At 64.0% G+C, this 19,457-nt stretch carries 11 protein-coding genes; 7 read left to right on the forward strand and 4 right to left on the reverse strand.

The features are described from left to right. Positions 1-16: 16 nt before the first annotated feature. From AB6730_RS05125 to AB6730_RS05135, 3 genes are all read left to right on the forward strand, one after another. Positions 17-3,016, forward strand: coding sequence for a TonB-dependent receptor plug domain-containing protein (locus AB6730_RS05125; protein WP_371022808.1), 3,000 nt, complete (start codon positions 17-19; stop codon positions 3,014-3,016). 532 nt (positions 3,017-3,548) lie between these two features. After that, the gene (locus AB6730_RS05130; protein ID WP_371022582.1) at positions 3,549-4,226 is read left to right on the forward strand and encodes a hypothetical protein; all 678 of its coding nucleotides are present in this window, start codon (positions 3,549-3,551) and stop codon (positions 4,224-4,226) included. A 27-nt stretch (positions 4,227-4,253) separates the two neighbouring features. After that, positions 4,254-5,312: a hypothetical protein gene (locus AB6730_RS05135; protein WP_371022583.1), complete on the forward strand. Its 1,059-nt coding sequence runs from the start codon at positions 4,254-4,256 to the stop codon at positions 5,310-5,312. Positions 5,313-5,665: 353 nt separating this feature from the next. Here AB6730_RS05135 and AB6730_RS05140 read toward each other — a convergent pair whose 3' ends face one another. Both AB6730_RS05140 and AB6730_RS05145 read right to left on the reverse strand, forming a co-directional pair. Continuing rightward, a complete protein-coding gene (locus tag AB6730_RS05140) occupies positions 5,666-9,838 on the reverse strand; it encodes a GH92 family glycosyl hydrolase (protein WP_371022584.1) in 4,173 nt (1,390 codons plus the stop codon). A gap of 62 nt (positions 9,839-9,900) precedes the next feature. Further along, positions 9,901-13,095: a TonB-dependent receptor gene (locus tag AB6730_RS05145; protein WP_371022585.1), complete on the reverse strand. Its 3,195-nt coding sequence runs from the start codon at positions 13,093-13,095 to the stop codon at positions 9,901-9,903. A 669-nt stretch (positions 13,096-13,764) separates the two neighbouring features. Between AB6730_RS05145 and AB6730_RS05150 the strand changes: the two genes are divergently transcribed. Further along, positions 13,765-14,853, forward strand: a complete 1,089-nt coding sequence (locus tag AB6730_RS05150) for an alpha/beta fold hydrolase (protein ID WP_371022586.1) — start codon at positions 13,765-13,767, stop codon at positions 14,851-14,853. 185 nt (positions 14,854-15,038) lie between these two features. Here the strand turns inward: AB6730_RS05150 and mscL are convergent, their stop codons facing one another. Both mscL and AB6730_RS05160 read right to left on the reverse strand, forming a co-directional pair. Next, positions 15,039-15,446 (reverse strand): large-conductance mechanosensitive channel protein MscL, encoded by a 408-nt coding sequence (gene mscL, locus AB6730_RS05155; protein WP_306850995.1) that lies wholly within the window; start codon positions 15,444-15,446, stop codon positions 15,039-15,041. 40 nt (positions 15,447-15,486) lie between these two features. Further along, positions 15,487-16,173, reverse strand: a complete 687-nt coding sequence (locus AB6730_RS05160; protein WP_371022587.1) for a fumarylacetoacetate hydrolase family protein — start codon at positions 16,171-16,173, stop codon at positions 15,487-15,489. A 100-nt stretch (positions 16,174-16,273) separates the two neighbouring features. Here AB6730_RS05160 and AB6730_RS05165 point away from each other — a divergent pair, with 100 nt between their 5' ends. From AB6730_RS05165 to AB6730_RS05175, 3 genes are read left to right on the forward strand one after another with little or no spacing between them, the layout of a single operon-like run. After that, a complete protein-coding gene (locus tag AB6730_RS05165; protein WP_371022588.1) occupies positions 16,274-17,557 on the forward strand; it encodes an efflux RND transporter periplasmic adaptor subunit in 1,284 nt (427 codons plus the stop codon). 19 nt (positions 17,558-17,576) lie between these two features. Continuing rightward, positions 17,577-18,263: an ABC transporter ATP-binding protein gene (locus AB6730_RS05170; RefSeq protein ID WP_371022589.1), complete on the forward strand. Its 687-nt coding sequence runs from the start codon at positions 17,577-17,579 to the stop codon at positions 18,261-18,263. Between the two features lie 16 nt (positions 18,264-18,279). Then, positions 18,280-19,446 (forward strand): ABC transporter permease, encoded by a 1,167-nt coding sequence (locus AB6730_RS05175; protein ID WP_371022590.1) that lies wholly within the window; start codon positions 18,280-18,282, stop codon positions 19,444-19,446. The last annotated feature ends 11 nt before the right edge of the window (positions 19,447-19,457 follow it).

Genomic DNA, 19,457 nt, shown 5'->3' on the forward strand with positions numbered 1-19,457 from the left:
GCTTTCCGCTGTGCTGATGAACAAACTGCAATTGATGCGCCTGAGCCGGATCAGCTTCGCGCTGGGCCTGGCGATGACCGGCGCCAGCGCGTACGCGCAGTCCACGACCGGTAGCGTCTTCGGCCAGGCACCGGCTGCCGAGGGCGAGTCGGTCCAGGTGAAGAGCACGTCCGGCGTCACGCGCGAAGTCGCCGTGGGTGCCGATGGCCGCTACACGGTGGGCTCGCTGCCGCTGGGCACCTATACCGTGTCGCTCGTGCAAGGCGGCAAGGTGGTGGATACGCGCAACGACATCACCCTGCGTGTCGGTTCCGGCACCGAGGTATCGTTCGCGACGGCATCCGGCGCGGATGCCACCAGCCTCGATTCGGTGACGGTCTCGGCGAATGCCTTGCCGGCCATCGACGTGAGCAGCGTCGACGCGCGCACGGTCATCACCTCGCAGCAGCTGTCCAAGCTCCCGCTGGCCCGTAGCGCCGAGGCGATCGCACTGCTCGCGCCCGGCGTCGTACCGGGCTACGGTGGCTTCACGGGCACCACCACCGGCGGTTCGCTGGTCTCTTTCAGCGGTTCGTCGGTCACCGAGAACGCGTACTACCTCAACGGGTTCAACACGACGGACCCGCTCAGCGGTTTCGGTGGCATCAGCCTGCCGTACGGGGCGATCGACCAGCAGGAAATCCTCAGCGGTGGCTATGGCGCGGCGTATGGCCGTTCCGACGGCGGCGTGATCAGCCAGAGCGGCAAGCGCGGCACCAACGAATGGCATTTCGGTGCGCAGGTGCAGTGGACCCCGGCTTTCGCCAGCGGCGTGAGTCCCGGCTCCTACTACGTTTCCGGCTCCAAGGCCGATACCCTTTATCGGCGCTATTCCGACAACAAGTCGTGGCAGGCGACCCAGAGCGCCTATGTGGGCGGCCCGTTGATCAAGGACAAGCTGTTCTTCTTCGCCGCGGTGGAAGGGCAGAAGCAGTCAGGTGACAGCGTGGGTTCGGTGACGTCGTCATACGACACCAAGTACGAGTACCACAATCCGAAGTGGTACTCCAAGATCGACTGGAACATCAACGACAACAATATCCTCGAACTGACCGGTGCGTCGACGAAGACCTCGTACAAGGGCAACCTGTACAACTACGACTACGCCACGAACAGCACCAGCGACCTCAACAGCTTCGACACGTCGACCAAGAACAGCGCGTCGGTCTACGTCGCCAAGTTCACCAGTTACATCACCGACGACATCACGCTTACCGCGCTCTACGGCAAGCAGAAGATGACGTACTACAGCGAAACGCCGGGGTACGACCCGACCCTGACGTACATCAGCGGCTCGGAATTCCAGAATCCGGACATCACCGGCGGAAACTCGATCGTCAATTCCCAGACGGTGCTCACGGCCGCCGACCCGACACATCGCGCGACGAGCAACAACCTGCGCCTCGACCTGTCTTGGAAGCTGGGCGATCACACGATCACGGCCGGCATCGACAACCAAAACTCGCACGACATGGATGATGGCGAGACCGGTACGGCCTGGATCTATGGTTTCGGCGACGCCGGCACGCCCATCAGCGACAGCCCGTTCGTCGCCGCGCCCAATACGGGTGCCGGTGGCGAGAACGGCTACTACGTGTCCAAGTACCTCTACAGCACGTCGGCGTCCGTGCGCGTGAAGCAGCGCGCGCAGTACATCGAGGACAGCTGGCAGGTCGACGACCGTTGGCTGGTGAAGATCGGCTTGCGCAACGATCAGTTCACCAACTACAACCCGGACGGTGACGCCTTCCTTCGCATGACCAAGCCCCAGTGGGCGCCCCGCCTCGGCTTCAGCTGGGACGTGAACGGCGATTCCACGCTCAAGGTGTACGGCAACGCGGGCCGGTACTACCTCGCCATGCCGGCGTCGGTGGCATTGCGCGCCGCCGCGGGTTCGCTCTATACCAACGAGTACTACACCTATACCGGCATCGACGGTAACGGCAATCCGACCGGCCTCACCCAGCTCGCATCCTCGACCGGCGGCGCGGTGTCGGCCAACAACGAATACGGCCAGGCACCGGATGCGAAGACGGTGGCCGCCAACGGCATCCAGTCCGAATACCAGGACGAGTACCTGCTCGGCTTCACCCAGCAGATCAACAAGGACTACGTCTGGGGCATGAAGGCGCAGGTACGTAAGCTGCGCAACATCCTCGACGATATCTGCGATACGAACACCATCGCTGCGAAGGCACAGTCACTCGGCTACGATATCGATCCGTCGACGCTCAACGGTTGTTACCTGTCCAATCCCGGCCGCAGCAACACGTACCGCATCCCCAATGGTTCGGGTGGTTACTACAACGTGAGCGTATCGGCCGATGAGTTCGGCATGCCCTCGGCCAAGCGCAACTATTACGGCCTGGAGACCTTCCTAGAGCATCCGTTCGACGGAACCTGGCAGGCGAAGGTCGACTACGTCTACTCGAAGAGCTACGGCAATTCGGAAGGGCAGGTGCGTTCGGACATCGGCCAGACCGACGTGTCGGCGACCGTCGACTGGGATTTCGGCAAGCTCATGGAGAACTCCAACGGCCTGCTGTCGAACGATCGCAAGCACCAGTTGAAGATCTACGGTTCATGGCAGGCGGCGCCCGAATGGATGCTTTCGGCGAACATCGCCCTGATGTCGGGCACGCCGAAGACGTGCCTCGGCTACTACGGCGCGGACGAGAGCAACCCGGTCGGTTATGGCAGCTACTACCACTACTGTGACGGCGTGCCTTCCGCGCCGGGCGATGCCGGTCGCCAGCCCTGGCAGCATATCGTCTCGCTTTCGGCGGAATACCGTCCGAAGTGGGCCGATCAGAAACTTGGCTTCAATGTGATGGTCTATAACGCACTCAACGAGTCGGTCGCCACGGCCACCTACGTTCTCCATGGCAGCTCGACTTCCGTGAACACCAACTACGACAGGGTCACGTACTGGAGCACGCCGCGCTACGTGCGCTTCGGCATCAACTACGACTTCTGATCGACGCCTCACCTTTTTCGCATACCAACAATAAGCGCCCGAGCCATCCCGGCTCTCCTCCCAGGGCGCAACGATCTCCCCGGATAGGCCGCCGATCTCCCAATCGGCGGCCTCTTTTTTTGGTAAGTGTTGGGTGGCTCGGGCTCGCCTTCGGCATCGCGGGTGGATGGTCGCGGCAAGAGCCGGCGAGTGCCACCCTCGGGGCCACGCCTCCGGCGACCCCTCAAGGAAGGGCCGCTGGCGCGGCCGTTTATCAATGGCCTGCGGCCGGGTCGTGAGCCAGCCGGGGTTCTTCGACTCGACATCCTGTCTCGCGAAGAAGGCCAACCATCCATGGTTGGCCCCCTGCGGGCCTGATCCGTCTGGATCACTCGCCTGCGCTAACGGCCCCGAGGGCGGCACTCGCCGGCTCTCCCCAACGACGAGGTTTGTTGCGGGAGAGCCACTGCTGCGATCGGCGCGCATGGCAAAAGCATGGGTTTTTGAGGATTCTTCTAAAGATGTCCTCATGCGGTATCGCTAAGCTGTCCTCATGAACCTAAGCACATGGACACTGCTTCCGCTGTTGTTGTTTCCCGCGCTGGCTGCGTGCACCGAGAAAAAAGACCTCAGTCCGCCGCCTCTGAATCCGCATCCGAAGGAAGCGCTGCACGTCACGGTGACGTTTGATCATCCCGAGGATGCCAAACGCTACCGCGTCACCATGAAGGCGCTTTATCAGAACCAGCAGCGCGAGTGTGGTTACTTCGACCCGCTTCGGGGTGGCGGTAGCTTTGTCTATCCCCACGGGACGTTCGACATTCCGAATGAAAGTCGGGACCAGAAACAGGCCCGGTTCGACGTCTACCTGGATAGGTACAACCAAGACGCCTGCAACTGGGAACTCGCGAAGCCTGGATTCACGGTTCATGACACCCTTACGGGACGTGATGCCTTCGGGTACTGGGGTCTCGACGAGGATCTGGCTCCCGGCAAGGAGTACAAGACCGTTTGCCAGTTCCAGGCAGATGATGATCCGCAAACCTGCTACGGCAGATGGCCGATGCCGGACGTGTCCCACTACAGCCGTGTCCCCATCACGGTTCATGTCTCCGATGACTCGGCACCCCTACATCCGAACGTACCGGGCTACTTCAGTCCTGGCAATTTCGTCAAACCCGTCACATCGAACGACGCACCAACCCTGTCCTCTCCGGGCAGCAACAATTGACGGTAATTTCTATCCAAGGAAACGGATATGTCTCTTCCCTCCGAACAATATGCATTTCTCTCTCATACGATTTATGAGCCGCTGACGGTTGGCGAAGAAATAAGAAGCAATACTCGTTTTTATGAAGTGCTCTATGTCTCTCCCCCGTCCGCCACAAACTATCGCGGTGCGGTAGTGCGGGACGAGACGACCGGCCAGCTTATCATCGCGAACAAAGGCACCGACCCTTCCAGTATTCATGACATCACCGCCGATCTGGGCATGGGGATGATGGGTGCGCCCACTCAATGGCCTGAAGCGGCTGCGACGATGCGCTGGGCTTTGCATCACGCCGAGAAGAATCATATCGCTGTAAGCGACATCAGCATCACCGGCCACTCCCTCGGCGGCGCCCTTGCGCAAATGCAAGCCGCCATGCCCGAATCGGCGGGCATACACGCGGAAACCTTCAACACCTATGGCGCCCGCTCCATGGCCGAGGGACTGGGTCTGGATGTCCGGGCCGCGGAGGATCGTGTCGTCAACCACCGCATGTACCACGATCCGGTGTCGACGCTCGCCGATTCGATTGGGCGCAGTGTGGACTACATGGATCACGCCGATTATCAGCGCCATAAGCAGGGCGGTCTGTCGCCGGTCGGCGAGGTGGGCGCCGTCGGCCGCGCGCACGGCATCGGCAACTTCTGGAACAACGAAAGCAATCAACCGGCGGCGGTGTTCGCGCATAACTACATGCGCGACCTGCACCATCGCCCGTTGGACGACTTGCCCCGTGGCGTTCCACTGGATCTGTCGGCGCCCTGGCACATGCTGGGCGAGCAGCAGGAGCGCACCGCCGTGCCGCCATTGGCGGCGACCGCCGGCATGGACGAGATGTTCGAGTATCTGTGCAAGGCCATGGAGCAGGACGACGAGGGTTTCATGGAGGCGCTTCGCCAGGTCGGCCAGACCGATGCCGCCAAGGAATTCCACATGGAGGCGGCGCGGCAGGTGGATATGGAAGACCGTATCGCGTCCCTGGAAGCGCAGGTGCAGCAGGCCCAGGAGCAGCAGTTTCGCAGGTCCGGGAGATCAGCGGCCCGGTGATGCGCCTGTAAGCTTTCCTGGTGGGAGTGTCCTGGTGGGAGCGTCGCTGTCGTGGGAGCCGCTTCAGCGGCGATGGGTGCTTGTCTCGACCTGGCCCGCTGCCGCGGGATCGCCGACAAGGTCGGCTCCCACCATGTCTGCTCAACCTTGATGGCGGTGAGTCTTGCTGTTGTGGGAGCCGCTTCAGCGGCGATGGGTGCTTGTCTCGACCTGGCCCGCTGCCGCGGGATCGCCGACGAAGTCGGCTCCCACAAGTCACCGGTGCACCCAACCAGTCACCGGTATATCCAACCAATCACGGGTGCACCAGCTAATTGTGGTGCACCCGGCTGGTCGGAACTGCTTTCAGTCGCTCAGGGTTGTGCGCCTGCGTGGATGGTTGCCTCGTTGATGGCGCGTACCTTGGCCTCGTCGACCTTTTCGACCTTGCGGTCGTAGGTGTACAGGCCGTTGTGTTCGCCTTCGACGTCGGTGATCTGGGTGTAGACGCTGCCGGATACACCGATGACGGGTCCCTTGTCGCGGAGTACCGCGGTGTTGGCGACGTAGCCATCGTTCAGTGCGGCGTTGTCCTTGACCTCACCATAGGGGTTGATGGCCGTGTTGGGCCACATATGTCCCGGGACGCCCAAGGTGAGGCCGCCGTGTTCGCCGTCCATGGAGGCGCGGGTGGCGTCGGGGTGGGGCAGGCCGGGCCCTTGATAGTCATGGATATCGTAGACGTCACCGGCGTGTGGGTCGCCCTTGGTGTCGCAACAGTTGAGGCCGCTGCGCGCATTCACCAGGCGCGAAGGGTCGAGTTGCTTGATCTGCTTCGCCAGTTCGGCGGCGGCGGGGATGCTCCACTGGCCCCAGCCTTCGTTGAATGGAATCCAGCCGATGATCGAGGTCGTACCCATGAGCTGTTCGACGATGGCCGAGACGTCCGTGCGGAAACCGGCCTTGTCCGCTTCGCTGAGTTTGTCGTTATGGCCGTTCGGTAGCGAAGGCATGTCCTGCCACACCATCAGGCCGAGGCGGTCGGCCCAGTAGTACCAGCGCGCCGGCTCCACCTTGATGTGCTTGCGGATCGTGTTGAAACCGAGGTCGCGGGTCTTCTGTATGTCGAACCTGAGTGCCTCGTCGGTGGGGGCGGTGTAGATGCCGTCGGGCCAATAACCCTGGTCGAGCGTGGCGAGCAGGAAGGTCGGCTTGCCGTTCAGCACGATGCGGTTGCGTCCGCCCACTTTCGCGATGGCGATGCTGCGCAGGCCGGCATAGCTGGTCACTTCATCGCGCTGGTCACCCTGGGCAAGCGTGGCCTTGAAGGTGTACAGGAACGGGTCCTGGGGACTCCATGTGCGCGGATGCGCGATGGCCAGGTGCAGTGGCTTGCTGGCGGGCCCCTTCGCCTCGCCTACCGGCTTGCCATCGGCATAGGCGATGACATGCAGCGTCGCGTCACCGCCGTCGCCATGCAGCTTCGAGGTCACCGTGAAGGCGTCCAGGCTCGAAACAGGTGTGAAATCCAGTTGCGCCAGGCTGGTGGCCGGCACGGGTTCCAGCCACACCGACTGCCAGATGCCGGAGGCCGCGGTATAGAATATCCCCTCGGGCTTCAGCCGCTGCTTGCCCACCATCACGTCCGCGGCGTCCACGGGCGCATGCACGGCGACGACGATTTCCTGGGGACCACCGGCACGAAGCGCCTTCGTGATGTCGGCACCGAAGGAGGTGTAGCCACCCTTGTGGCGAACCACTTCCGATCCGTTGACGTACACCGTCGCGTCCTGGGCCACGGCGCCGAAATTCAGCCGCAGGCGCTGGCCATTCGCGGTGAAGGAAGCGGGGACATCGACCAGTCGCCGGTAGAACATGAAGTCGGCATGCTGCTGCACGCCCGAAAGCACGGACTCGACCGGATACGGAACCAGCACCCGATCCTTCAAGGACTTTCCGAACGGCGGCGCGGTCTGCTCGTCGGCCGCCGTGTATTGCCACAGCCCGTTGAGGCTCATCCATTGCGGATGTTCCAGCGACGGGCGCGCCAGTTGCGGTCGCGGATACTCGGGCAAGGCGTTGTCGGGCGAAACCTCCGCCGTCCATGGCGTCGCCAGGGGCGCCTTCTTTCCGCTCCACGTGGTCGCCTGTTCCGGCGTGGGTGCCGCCGCCGTGCCGGCCGTCCCGCCTGTCGACATGGACGGCGGCGCGTCGTGCGGATCGGTGCCCCACGTCTTGCTCGGCTCCGGCCCCATCGTGAGTATCAGCGTCGCTCCGTTCTCGATATCGCCATGACTGAACCAGGGTTTGTTCCATGGCTTGCCGTCGAGCGTGGCGGACTGGATGTACATGTTCCGTGCGGAATTGTTGCGTGCGACGATCTCGAACACCTTGCCATTGCCCATGCGCAGACGAACGCGATCGAAGATCGGACTACCGATGATGTACTCGGGGCGGGACGGGTCGACCGGGTAGAACCCCATCGCGCTCAGCACGTACCACGACGATGTCGAGCCCTGGTCGTCCATGCCGGGATAGCCGTATCCCGTGGCATCGCTGCCATAGAGGTCGGCGAGGATGCGGCGCGTGAGCGCCTGCGTCTTCCAGGGCTGTCCGCTCCAGGTGTAGAGATAGGCGGCCTGCTGGTCCGGCTGGTTACCCTGCACGTACTGCCCGATCACGCCGGTGCAATCGCGACAGATCCCTTTCGGCTGGTACGGCGTGCTGAAGAACATATCGAGCTTGGCGTTGAACGCATCGCGTCCGCCGAGCAGGTTCATGAGGCCTTGCACGTCGTGCGGTACCAGCCATAGCGTGGACCAGCCCGAGGCTTCCTTCATCATGAAGTTGTAGTACGGCTCGGCTGGGTCGAAGGGCGAGATCCATTTGCCATCCTCCGTCCGGCCGCGGAAGAAGCCGACCGAAGGATTGAACACGTTGCGGTAGTTCGCGGCGCGCCGGAGGAATGTGGCGGCATCGTCGTTCTTGCCGAGACGGTGGGCCATGTCGGCGAGGGCATGGTCGTCCCAGGCATATTCCAAGGTGGTGGCGACGCCCGCCTTGCCGCCGGCGTAAGGCGGGCTCGGATTTCCCGGAGGAACGATGTCCGAAATCCATCCGTTCTTCACGTACTCGGCGAGATACCCACGTGGCCCCTTGGGATCGGTGGCGTTCTTGCGCAGCGCGTCATACGCGGCGGCGTAATCGAACGGGATGCCACGTTGCATCGCGCCGTCGTAGAGGAACACCGCGTGGTCGCCGTGGAACGACGTGTTCATGTAGCCGCGTTCGCGCGCACGGTCCAGTTCCGAACGCATGATGTCCTGCACGACGGACGGCGCGAGCAGCATCAGGAGCGTGATCTGGTTGCGGCCGGTGTCCCAGAACGGTACGGGGCCGTAATGGTCGTAGTCGGCCACCTGATCATGGCCTTCGGCGTCCGTGTAGTGCTCGCCCTTGCGGGCGATCATGCGCGGGCTGGCGAAGGAGTGGTAAAGCGTCGAATAGAACAGCTCGCGCTGCTTCGGCGTACCGCCGGTCACCTCGACTCGGTCGAACAACTCCGCCCACTTCGCCCGGGCTTTCGCATGCACCCGATCGAAGTCCGCGTCGCTGTCCTGCGCGCGAAGCCGCTGCTCGGCTTCCTGGGCACTGTGGCCATGAGCGATGCGCACCACCACCTGGTCGCCGGCCTTCGTGTCGAAGGTGACGTAAGCACCGGCGTAATCGCCCGAGACCGTGCGGCGGCCTGCCTGCACGTCTTCGTGTCCCAGCCCCTCTCCCGTGTGGGTCACCTCGGAGTGGAAGCTCCCGAAGCTGGCGAACGGCCGCGAGAATTCGGCGACGAAGAAGGGGCCGTCGGCGTCCCTGTCCCTGCGCCCGGCGGTGGCGACGCCACGAATGATCCGGTCACCCACCACTTCCACGTCGCCGCCCGCGCGGCGCAGGTTGACCACGACGTTGGAGCGGTGGCTCTCCGGGAAGGTGAAGCGCATCAGGCTGGTCCACTGCGTCGCGGTCAGCTCCACCTTGGTGTGGAATGTCGCGAGGTCGACCGTGTAGTAACCCGGCGACGCCTTCTCGGTCGCCTTGTCGTAATACGAGGTCGCGTAGTCGGGCGGCACCGTCCAGTCGCCCACGACAGGCATGACCATCGGCGCGCCGCGCGCCCCATAGGTCGAGCCGCCACCGGTGAAACCGAACATGACGGGACGCCGGTAGTCGTACGCCACCGGGACACCCGTGGCGAAACCCAGGTCGGCGTTGATGTTGACCGGTGCCGCCTCGGTGGCGCTCTGCGGAAGGCTCGCGCCCGGCGTCGTCATGCCCGTGTAGGTGGGCTCGCCGGGCGGTGGCGCGTTGCCGAGCAGCGCCTGGTTGTCGAGCGAGGCGGTGCCCACCAGGGGGTTGGCGATGTCCACCGGCGCCGCGGAGGACGTCGTGGACTGGTTGTCCTTCGCCAGCAGGGCCGTCGCCGTGGTCGCGGCGAGCACCGACAGCGCGACGGCTAGGGCACGGTGGGGAAGACGTGCCGTGGATGCGTTCATGGGTCATTCCTTCGCTTGGAAAGAAGACGGGGCCGGGCGATGTGCCCGGCCCCGTCGTTTTTTTACTTGTTGCTGTCACCACCGAACTTGTAGGTCACGCCCACGTAGTACTGGCGGCCCGGGTACAGCAGCTGGACCAGACGCGAGCGGGTGTCGCCGCCCAGGTAGGTATGCGGCCTCGCCTTGTTGAAGTTGATGATCGACGCGGTGACCATGAAGTGCTTGTTGAACTCGTAGTCGCCATTCAGGTCGATCTGGTGGTACGGCTGCGCGTAGATCGGCAGGCCGGCGGCCAGGCCTTCCATCGTGCGACCCGTCCAGTTGTCGCTGGCACGCAGCAGCAGGCCGTTCTTTTCATAGAACAGCGAGACGTTGGCCGCATACTTCGCGCTACCGATCAGCTCGGCCTTGCCGACCTGCGTATCGCCCAGCGACACCGCGGTTTCATTGGTGTGGTTGAGCGTGTAGTTGGCGATGTAGCCGAAGCCCGTGTCCCAGGTGTGCTGCGCGTAGATCTCGATGCCCTTCGACGTGCCGGAGCGGCCGTTGGCGTTGGTGCTGTACTGCTTGAAGTTCGTCTGGGTACCGCCCACGTTCACGTCGATATTGTTGACGGTGACCGGGACGACGAAGTTCTTCACCTTCTTCTGGAAGAAGTCGATACCGACGACGCCGTGCGGCGCGTAGTACCACTCACCGGCGAGGTCGAACTGGGTGGCGGTGAAGGGCTTCAGCTCGGCGTTGGCGCCGGAGCCGTACCAGCCCGGCAGCGGGGCGCCGAACTGCTTGCGGTCGTTGTAGTACTCCTGCGTGTTGTTGGTCAGCTGGCCCAGCTGGGCCAGGTCGGTGTAGTTGGCGCGGGCCATCGCCTGTGAACCGGCGGCGCGAAGGACGAAGTTCTCCGCGATGGTCCACGCGATGTTGAAGCTCGGCAGGAACTTGTTGTAACGCTTGTTGGTCGTCGAATTGTTGAAGTTCTCGACCACCGCCACTTCGCGCGGCAGGTACTGGAAGTCGCCCGGCGCGCACGCGCCACCGCCTGCGTTCACCCCCGAAGCAGGGCAGATCAGGATGTTGCCGCCCGCGTCGTGGTAGTACACCGCGTTGTTGGTGGTGACCTGGTTGGCAACGGTGAGGTCCTGCTTCGTGGTGACGAAGCGCACGCCGACGTTGCCGCGCAGGGTGCCCGTGTCGAAGTTGGCCTGCACATAGGCCGCCGCGATCTTCTCGCCGATCGACGACTTGTTCTGCGGCTTGTTGTAGATCGTCCGGTCGTAGGTGTTGTTGAGATAGTTGTAGTACGCCGGATAGTTGATGGCCGGGAAGATGCTGTCACCGTAGGCATGGTTCACGCCATTGAGGTAGTTCGACAGCAGGAAGTTGGACGGCAACTGGCCCGCGTTCGGATCGCAGGTCTGGAACTGCAAGGTGGTGCCCTTGCAGTACCAGCGCACTTCGTTGCTCTGCTGCTCGGCATTCGCATCGCTGTACTTCGCGCCGAACTGCAGCGACTGCAACCACGAGGAATCGAACGCCCAGGTGAAGTCCGCTTGCGCGAAGTTCTGCGAGTTGCGGGTATTCACCATGTTGGAGCCCGTCGAACCCAGGTCGACCTGGCCGGCACCGGCCTGCATGTTCTGCAGCACGGACGGATCGGCCGTGATGCCCGGCTTGCCGCTGAGGTTCCACGCGGCGCCGGTGCTGCCATTCACCCACTGGCCATTCACGAAGTTGCGCGGCTTGGCGGCCATGCCCAGTTCGATCGAGGGGCCACCTTTCGCCCAGGTCCGGCCGACGTTGAACGAACCGCTCAGGTCGCCGCCGTTATCCCACTCGCCTTCCAGGTTGAGGGTCTGCGAGGTCGCCTTCTCGACGGAATAGTTGCCGTTGAGCCACGGGATTTCCGTGTTGCACACGTCCACCGCCTGGCGGCTGGCACCGGTGACCGGGTTCACCGTGGAGTTGCAGCCGACGCCGGCGGGCGGGAGCACGTAGTTCGCACCGGTGACGATGGTGCCCGACTTGTCGAAGGTCAGGCCATTGGGTGCGAGAAGGCGGCCGTTCTGGTCGGCGTAGTTCGTATTGTTCGGCAGGCCCCACTCGGGAATCTCGAGGGTGTTGGTGATCTGTGTCTGCTCGCGTTCGAACCGGAAATAATTGCCCGTCAGCAGGAAGTGGTCGCTCGGCTTGAACTGCATCGTGGCCTGGGCGCCCTTGGTCTTCAGGGTCAGGTCGTTGCGGCTCGTGGCGAACTGCTGCGGCATCCAGAAGCCATTGGAGATGTTCCCGGCCTGATCGACGACGCCGTTGCCCCACAGGTCGATGTTGTTGTTGACCCCAGAGCTGTACGGATTGCCGTGGACGTCCACCGGCGGCTGCGTACAGGTCTCATGATCCTTGCAGGCGTCCGACCACCAGTGCCAGCTGGAGGCATCCGCCGAGTACGTGGTCGCCTGGCGCTTCTGGTAGGCACCGGCGACGAGCACGCCGAACGTCTCGTCCTTGTTCTTCCACGACCACAGCGCGGCGCCCTGCGGTTCCGTCTTCGAACTGGTATCCGAGCTCGCGGCGGTGCCGGTGACGAAGCCTTCGTTGGCGCCCATTTCGAGCGGGCGGCGGGTGCGCAGGTCGACGTTGCCACCGATGCCGCCTTCGTCCAGGCGTGCTTCCAGGCTCTTGTAGAGCTTGATGTCCGAGAACATGTTCGCCGGGAACAGCGTGTAGTTGAACGAACGCGTCAGGCCCGCCGAGGTATCGGCCGAGGCGACGTAGTTGCCGTTCAACTGCGTATAGGTCAGCTCGGGTGCGAGGCCGCGGATGCTCACCGTCTTGCCTTCGCCCGATTCACGGCTGATGACCACGCCCGGAACGTGCGCCAGCGCGTCGGCGATGTTCTTCGCGGGGAACTGCGCGATGTTCTGCGCGTTGATGACTTCGACGATGGAATTGGCTTCGCGCTTGTCCAGCACGTTCTGGTCGATCGACTGGCGGTAGCTCGTGACGACGACGGTATCGAGATTGGTGGGACTGGGCGACTGCCCGCGTTTTTCCTTATCGGCTTTCTTTTGCTTGTCGTCCTGGGCCGCAGTCGCACTATCGGACGTTTGCGCCGGCGCGGACGCCGGCGCGGTGGCCGGCCCGGATGTCTGTGCGAACGCGTCCGAGGGAATCCCCAGGTAGCCGACAAGCGACAAGGTCGCCGAGGCGAGCGCGGCGTAGAGCGGCTTGCGCTTGAGCATGTATGGCAGGTAAGTCATTTTTTTCTGTGTCCCCTCAGTGATGCGCCTGTGTGGATTCGGCGCGGTACTCCCCCGTTGAACCACTGCTACGTGTGCGCTTTATCGATGCACGCGTCCTCCTCTGTTCTCGACTTGGATCGATCCAAATTTCTGGCGTGCCACGGTCGCCGGCGTGTCGGCCGCGGATGGCAACTCAGGAAGTCGCTACGGCAGGAATCTGCCGAGGAAGGCGCAGGGAGATCGGTACGCCCCGGCGATCGAGGTCTCCCCTGGGGACGCGGCCAGCCGGTTGCCGCGTGGATCGGACATGATGAAAATGCGAGCGATTATCGGTTCCACGTCACGGCTCCCCATTCGTTCGACAGGCTTCGTGGCAAGCAGCGACGCGCGGACGGCGCGGTGTACGCACGTCGCGGTTCTCCTCACCCCGTTCCAGGTCGGGATGCTTCGTCGCCACGGCGTGGCGCGAGGCTCTCCTGGCTTGGATCGATCTAATTTCCCCCGGGGCGCAAATTAAGGCGCTGAAGTCGAAGGTGTCACGCTGCACCGCAAAAACTCGCTGTCGGACCGGTCATGGGCGAGTCCACGCCGGGCATACCCGATCCCGGGGTAACTCCCTGATGTTTCCTGCATTTGAAGCTATGCTCGCTATCCGATGGCGCACCGGCCATCACAGGGGAAATCGTTATGACGAGATGGGTCGCGCTGGCCTTTGGGCTGGCAGCCGTGGTGTGTGGGCCGGTTTCAATATCCGCCGATGCACCTGTGCGGCGTGTCGTGCGGGATGAAAGCCTTTCGCCTTCGTGCGGAAGCAAGCCGGCCAAGGTCGACGACTCGCGCTTTGTCGTCATCGGTGGGATCGAGCAGTGGGTGACGGCCAAGGGAGACAGCTGCGCCAATCCCATCCTCCTCTTCATCAGTGGAGGTCCTGGCAATCCGCTCAGCGGTCTTTCCGATAGCATCTACGGTGCCGGCGAGCGTGACTTCATCGTCGTCCAGTGGGACCAGCGCGGTGCCGGCATGACCTATGGCCGCAGTCCCCCGGCGCCGGGAGAGACGCTGACGATCGAGCGGATGGCGCAGGACGGAAACGAACTGGCCGCCTATCTGGCCAAACGCTATGGAAAGCGAAAGGTCATTTTGTGGGGCAGCTCGTGGGGCTCGATCCTTGCCGTGCATATGGCCAAGGCGCATCCCGAGTTGTTCTACGCGTACGTCGGCACGTCCCAGATAGTCAATTCGGTGGAGGCCCAGGCAGCGAGCTACGAAAAGCTCTCGCAACTCGCCGTGAAAGAGAAGGACGAGGGCTCACTCGCCGTGCTCAGGCAGGTCGGATCGCCGCCGTGGACCGATCCGCGCAGCTTCGGGAAAGTGCGCCGGATCATTCGCAAGTACGAGGCAAGGGTCACGTTGGCGCCCCCGGCGCACTGGCATCGCGCGGCTGTCTACACCACGGCCAAGGCAGAGGCGGATTACGAGGCGGGCGAGGATTATTCCTTCATGAATTTCGTCGGGATGCACGGCGACGGCATGCTGTCGAAGGTCGACCTGCCGAGCCTGGGCACGGACTTCGCCATCCCGGTGTTCTTCGTCGAAGGGGCGCACGACTTGCTGGCGCCACCGGAGTTGGCCCGCCGGTATTACGAGTCGATCAAGGCGCCGGCCAAAGGCTGGGTCTTGCTCGAACACTCCGGACACGATCCGAACCAGGAAGTCGTCGATGCCGAGTACAGGGTGCTCCGCGAGAAGGTCCTTCCGCTGACGCGAGATAAATAAGCCGACCCTGGATAAGTAAGCCGACCCTACATAAATAAGCCGACTCTGTCGGCGATAAGCCGTTGTGGGAGCCGACTTTGTCGGCGATCCCGCGGCAGCGGGTCAGGTCGAGGCAAGCACCCATCGCCGCTGAAGCGGCTTCCCACCAGAGCGTCGGCTCCCACAAAAAGCGTCGGGGCGGGACTTTACGGCCGCTGTTGCGACTTCAGCAGGTCGCGGATCTCGGTGAGCAGGGCCACGTCGGCCGGGGGCGCCGCTGGGGCTTCCTCTTCGCGGCGGCTGAGGCGGTTGATCGCCTTGACCACGAGGAAGATCGCGAAGGCGATGATGATGAACTGGATCAGGACGTTGATGAAAACGCCGTACTGCACGGCCACCTCGGCCGTCTTGGTGGCCGCGTCGGCGGGCTTCAGTACCCACTTCCAGTCGGAGAAGTCGATGCCGCCAATGGCCCAGCCGATCGGCGGCATGATGATGTTATCGACAAGCGACGTGACGATCTTCCCGAACGCGGCGCCGATCACGACACCGACGGCGAGATCGACCACGTTACCGCGCAATGCGAATTTCTTGAATTCCGCAACGAAACTCATCGGTCCTTCTCCTCATGGCATGGCTGAAACATTCGCGAAGTCAGACCACGCGCCCTTCGAGCGTGGCGATGCCTTCCAGCGTGGCACGGAAGCGGTCGCCGCGCTGGAGGGCGGCGACGCCCGCCGGCGTGCCCGTGTAGACGATATCACCGGCTTTCAGTTCGAACAGCCTGGATAGGGCGCTGAGTATTTCCGGCACGTCGAGCACCATGTCGGCGAGCGTGGCCTGCTGGCGTGTTTCGCCGTTGATCTCCAGGACGATGCGCGTGCCGGCTCCAGGGCTGGCCTCACTGGCGGGAACCAAGGCGGAAACCGGCGCGGAATGGTCGAATCCCTTCGCCACGTCCCACGGTGCGCCCTTGGCCTTGGCTTGCGCCTGCAGGTCGCGGCGGGTGAGGTCCAGCCCCACGCCATAGCCCCAGACCAGCGCGCGTGCCTCGTCGACGGAGAGGTTCGATCCGCCCGCACCCAGGGCCACGACCATTTCCACTTCATGGTGGAGGTCGTTCGTGGCGGACGGGTAGGGCACGTCGGCGCCGTCGGTGACGATGGCGTCGGCGGGCTTGGTGAAGAACATCGGGTTCGCCTTGTCGACCGAGGCGCCCATTTCGCGCGCGTGGTCGGCGTAGTTGCGGCCGATGCAGAAGACACGACGAACCGGAAAGCGCTCGGCGCGACCGGCGACGGGGATGCTCGGCGGGGCCGGCGGTGGAATGACGGTATTCATGCGCCAAGCGTATCAGGTGACACCTGTCACGACAGATGACTGATGCCCGAAAGTGGTGCACGTTCCGCGCGAATCGCATGATCTTGCCAGGGCGGCAGGCATGCGCTCGACCATCACGGGGACCCTGGGGAAGATGAATTCGAACAAGGAGCTGCTCCGGCAGCTGAAGATCGACAAGTCGCAGAAGGAGCCGCATGGCGAGAGCCGCGGGGGAACGCGCACCGTGCTGGTCGTGGTCGTCGTGTCGTTCCTCGTGCTCGTCGCGGCCGCAGGCGTCAGGGTCTTCCTCGCCCACCGGCCCGTGGAGGTCCGCACCGCCACGGCCGTATCGCCCAGCGCGGGCGCCGAGGCGGGGGCCGTATTGCAGGCGACCGGCTATGTCACCGCCCGGCGGCAGGCGACCGTCTCCGCGCAGATCACCGGCACCCTGGTCGAGGTACTGATCGAGGAAGGCGACCGGGTGAAGAAGGGCCAGGTGCTGGCCCGGCTCGAAGACAACGCCCTGCGCGCCAGCCTGGAGTCGGCCCGCGCCAACGCGGCGGCGGCGCACGCCAGCGTGGCCCAGACCCAGGCCCAGCTCGACCAGTCGCTGCGCGATGCGGACCGGCAGGAAGCGCTTGTCGGCCGAGGGCTGGTGTCCCGTCAGCTGGCCGAGCAGAGCCGCACCCAGGCCCATACCTTCCGCGCCCAGCTCAACACGACACGCCGTCAAGCCGATGCGGCCGAGGCACAAGTGGCCGTGGGCCAGGTGAATCTCGACTACACGGTGATCCGCGCGCCCTTCGATGGCGTGATCACCGACAAGGCGGCGCAGGTGGGCGAGATCGTCTCGCCGCTATCGGCGGGCGGCGGCTTCACCCGCACCGGCGTCGGCACGATCGTCGACATGGATTCGCTGGAGATCGACGTCGACGTCAACGAGGCCTATATCGGCCGCGTGCAACCGGACATGCCCGCCGAGGCGGTGCTGGACGCTTATCCGGACTGGCGCATCCCGGCCCACGTGATCGCCATCGTGCCCGCCGCCGACCGCGGCAAGGCCACGGTGAAGGTTCGCGTGGCGCTCGAGAACAAGGACGCACGCATCGTGCCCGACATGGGTGTTCGCGTGTCGTTTCTCGAACGGCGCGCCCCCGCGCAGTCCAGCGCGCCCAAGGGCGTACTCGTGCCCACGTCGGCGATCGTTCGTCGTGACGGCCAGGAGGTCGTCTATACGGTCGCCGATGGCAAGGCCATCCGTCACCAGGTCACGGCGGCGAAACAGGGTACTGGCGAGCTTCGCCTGGTGACCGATGGCGTGGCCGCCGGCGACACCGTGATCGTTTCTCCTCCCGATTCCCTCGCCGACGGCGCCGCCGTTCGCGTCGCCACCTCATCACCCTGATACGCACGGAGACATAGCGATGGCCACCCTGATCGACATCCAGGATCTTTCCAAGGTCTACGAGCGCGGCCGGCAGAAGGTCGAAGTGCTGCACGGCGTGAACCTGCGCATCGAGGAAGGCGACTTCCTCGCCCTGATGGGCCCGTCGGGCTCGGGCAAGACCACCCTGCTGAACCTGATCGGCGGCCTGGACACGCCGACCGGCGGGAGCATCACGGTCGGCGGCGACCGTATCGACCAGCTGGGGTCCGGCGCGCTGGCGAAGTGGCGAGCGGCGCATGTCGGCTTCGTCTTCCAGTTCTACAACCTCATGCCGATGCTGAGCGCGCAACGCAATGTCGAACTGCCCTTGCTGCTGACGAAGCTGTCCGGCGCGCAACGCAAGCAGAACGCGTCGATCGCGTTGCAGCTGGTCGGCCTCGCCGACCGGGCGACGCACAAGCCTTCCGAGCTGTCCGGTGGACAGCAGCAGCGCGTGGCGATCGCCCGCGCCATCGTCTCCGATCCGACCTTGCTCGTCTGCGATGAGCCGACCGGTGACCTGGACCGTCAGTCCGCCGAGGAGATCCTGGGCTTGCTGCGCGAGCTCAACCGCGAGCACGGCAAGACCATCGTGATGGTGACCCACGATCCCAAGGCCGCCGAATACGCCAACCACACCCTGCACCTCGACAAGGGCACCCTCGTCGAACAGTCCTTGGCCTGACGCGGAGGATGCCGGCATGAAATACCTGCACCTCATCTGGGCCGCGCTGTTCCGGCGCAAGGCCCGCACGTTCTTCACGCTGATCTCGATCCTCGCCGCGTTCCTGCTGTTCGGCATGCTCGACGCGACGCGTGCGGCCTTTTCCTCGGGTGGCAGCGTGATCGGCGTCGACCGCCTCATCACCACCTCGCGCTATTCCATCATCCAGTCGCTCCCGGCCAGCCTCGCCACGCGCATGCAGGCCGTCCCCGGGGTGAAGTCGGTGGGGCATGCCAACTGGTTCGGCGGTATCTACCAGGACCCGAAGAACTTCGTGCTCAGTTTCGCGGTGAGCGACAATTACGTCGATATCTACCAGGAGATCGTGCTTCCGCCGGAGCAGCGCAAGGTGTACGAGTCGACACGAACCGGCGCGATCGTGGGCGAGGCGCTGGCGAAGCGGTTCGGCTGGAAGGTCGGTGACAAGGTCCCGCTGCAATCCACGATCTTCCCGCAGCGCAATGGCGACAAGACCTGGCCATTCGACATCGTCGGCATCTACACGCCGGCCAAGGGCGCGGCCAACGGCACCGACCAGCAGTTCTTCTTCCATCACAAGTATTTCGAGGACGCGAACGCTTTCCAGAACGTCGGTACCACCGTGGGCTGGTACGTGGTGAAGCTGACCTCGGCCGACCAGGCGGATCGCGTGGCCAAGGCCATCGATGCCCTGTCGGCCAATTCGGACCATGAAACCAAGACGCAGACGGAACAGGCGTTCAATGCCTCGTTCGCCAAGCAGCTGGGCGACATCGGCCTGATCGTCTCGGCGATCATGGGCGCGGTGTTCTTCACCCTGATCCTGCTCACCGGCAACACCATGGCGCAGGCGGTCCGCGAACGGACCAACGAACTCGCGGTGCTGAAGACGATCGGATTCTCCAGCCGCAGCGTGCTCTGCATGGTGCTGGCCGAGGGTGTGTTGCTGCTCGTGCTCGGCGGTGTCTTGGGGCTCGCGCTGGCCGGGGTGCTCGTGCCGATCGTGGCGAAGGGCAGCGGGGGCATGCTCAACCTGCCGCCGATCGGCACGCAGACCTGGGTACTCGGGATCGTCCTGATGCTGGCCATCGGCGCGCTCGTCGGCCTGCTGCCCGCCATCCGCGCCATGCGTCTCAACATTGTCGATGCGCTCGCCGGGCGCTGAGGGAACACACG

Source organism: Luteibacter sp. RCC_6_2 (assembly GCF_041360655.1).
Lineage (GTDB): Bacteria > Pseudomonadota > Gammaproteobacteria > Xanthomonadales > Rhodanobacteraceae > Luteibacter.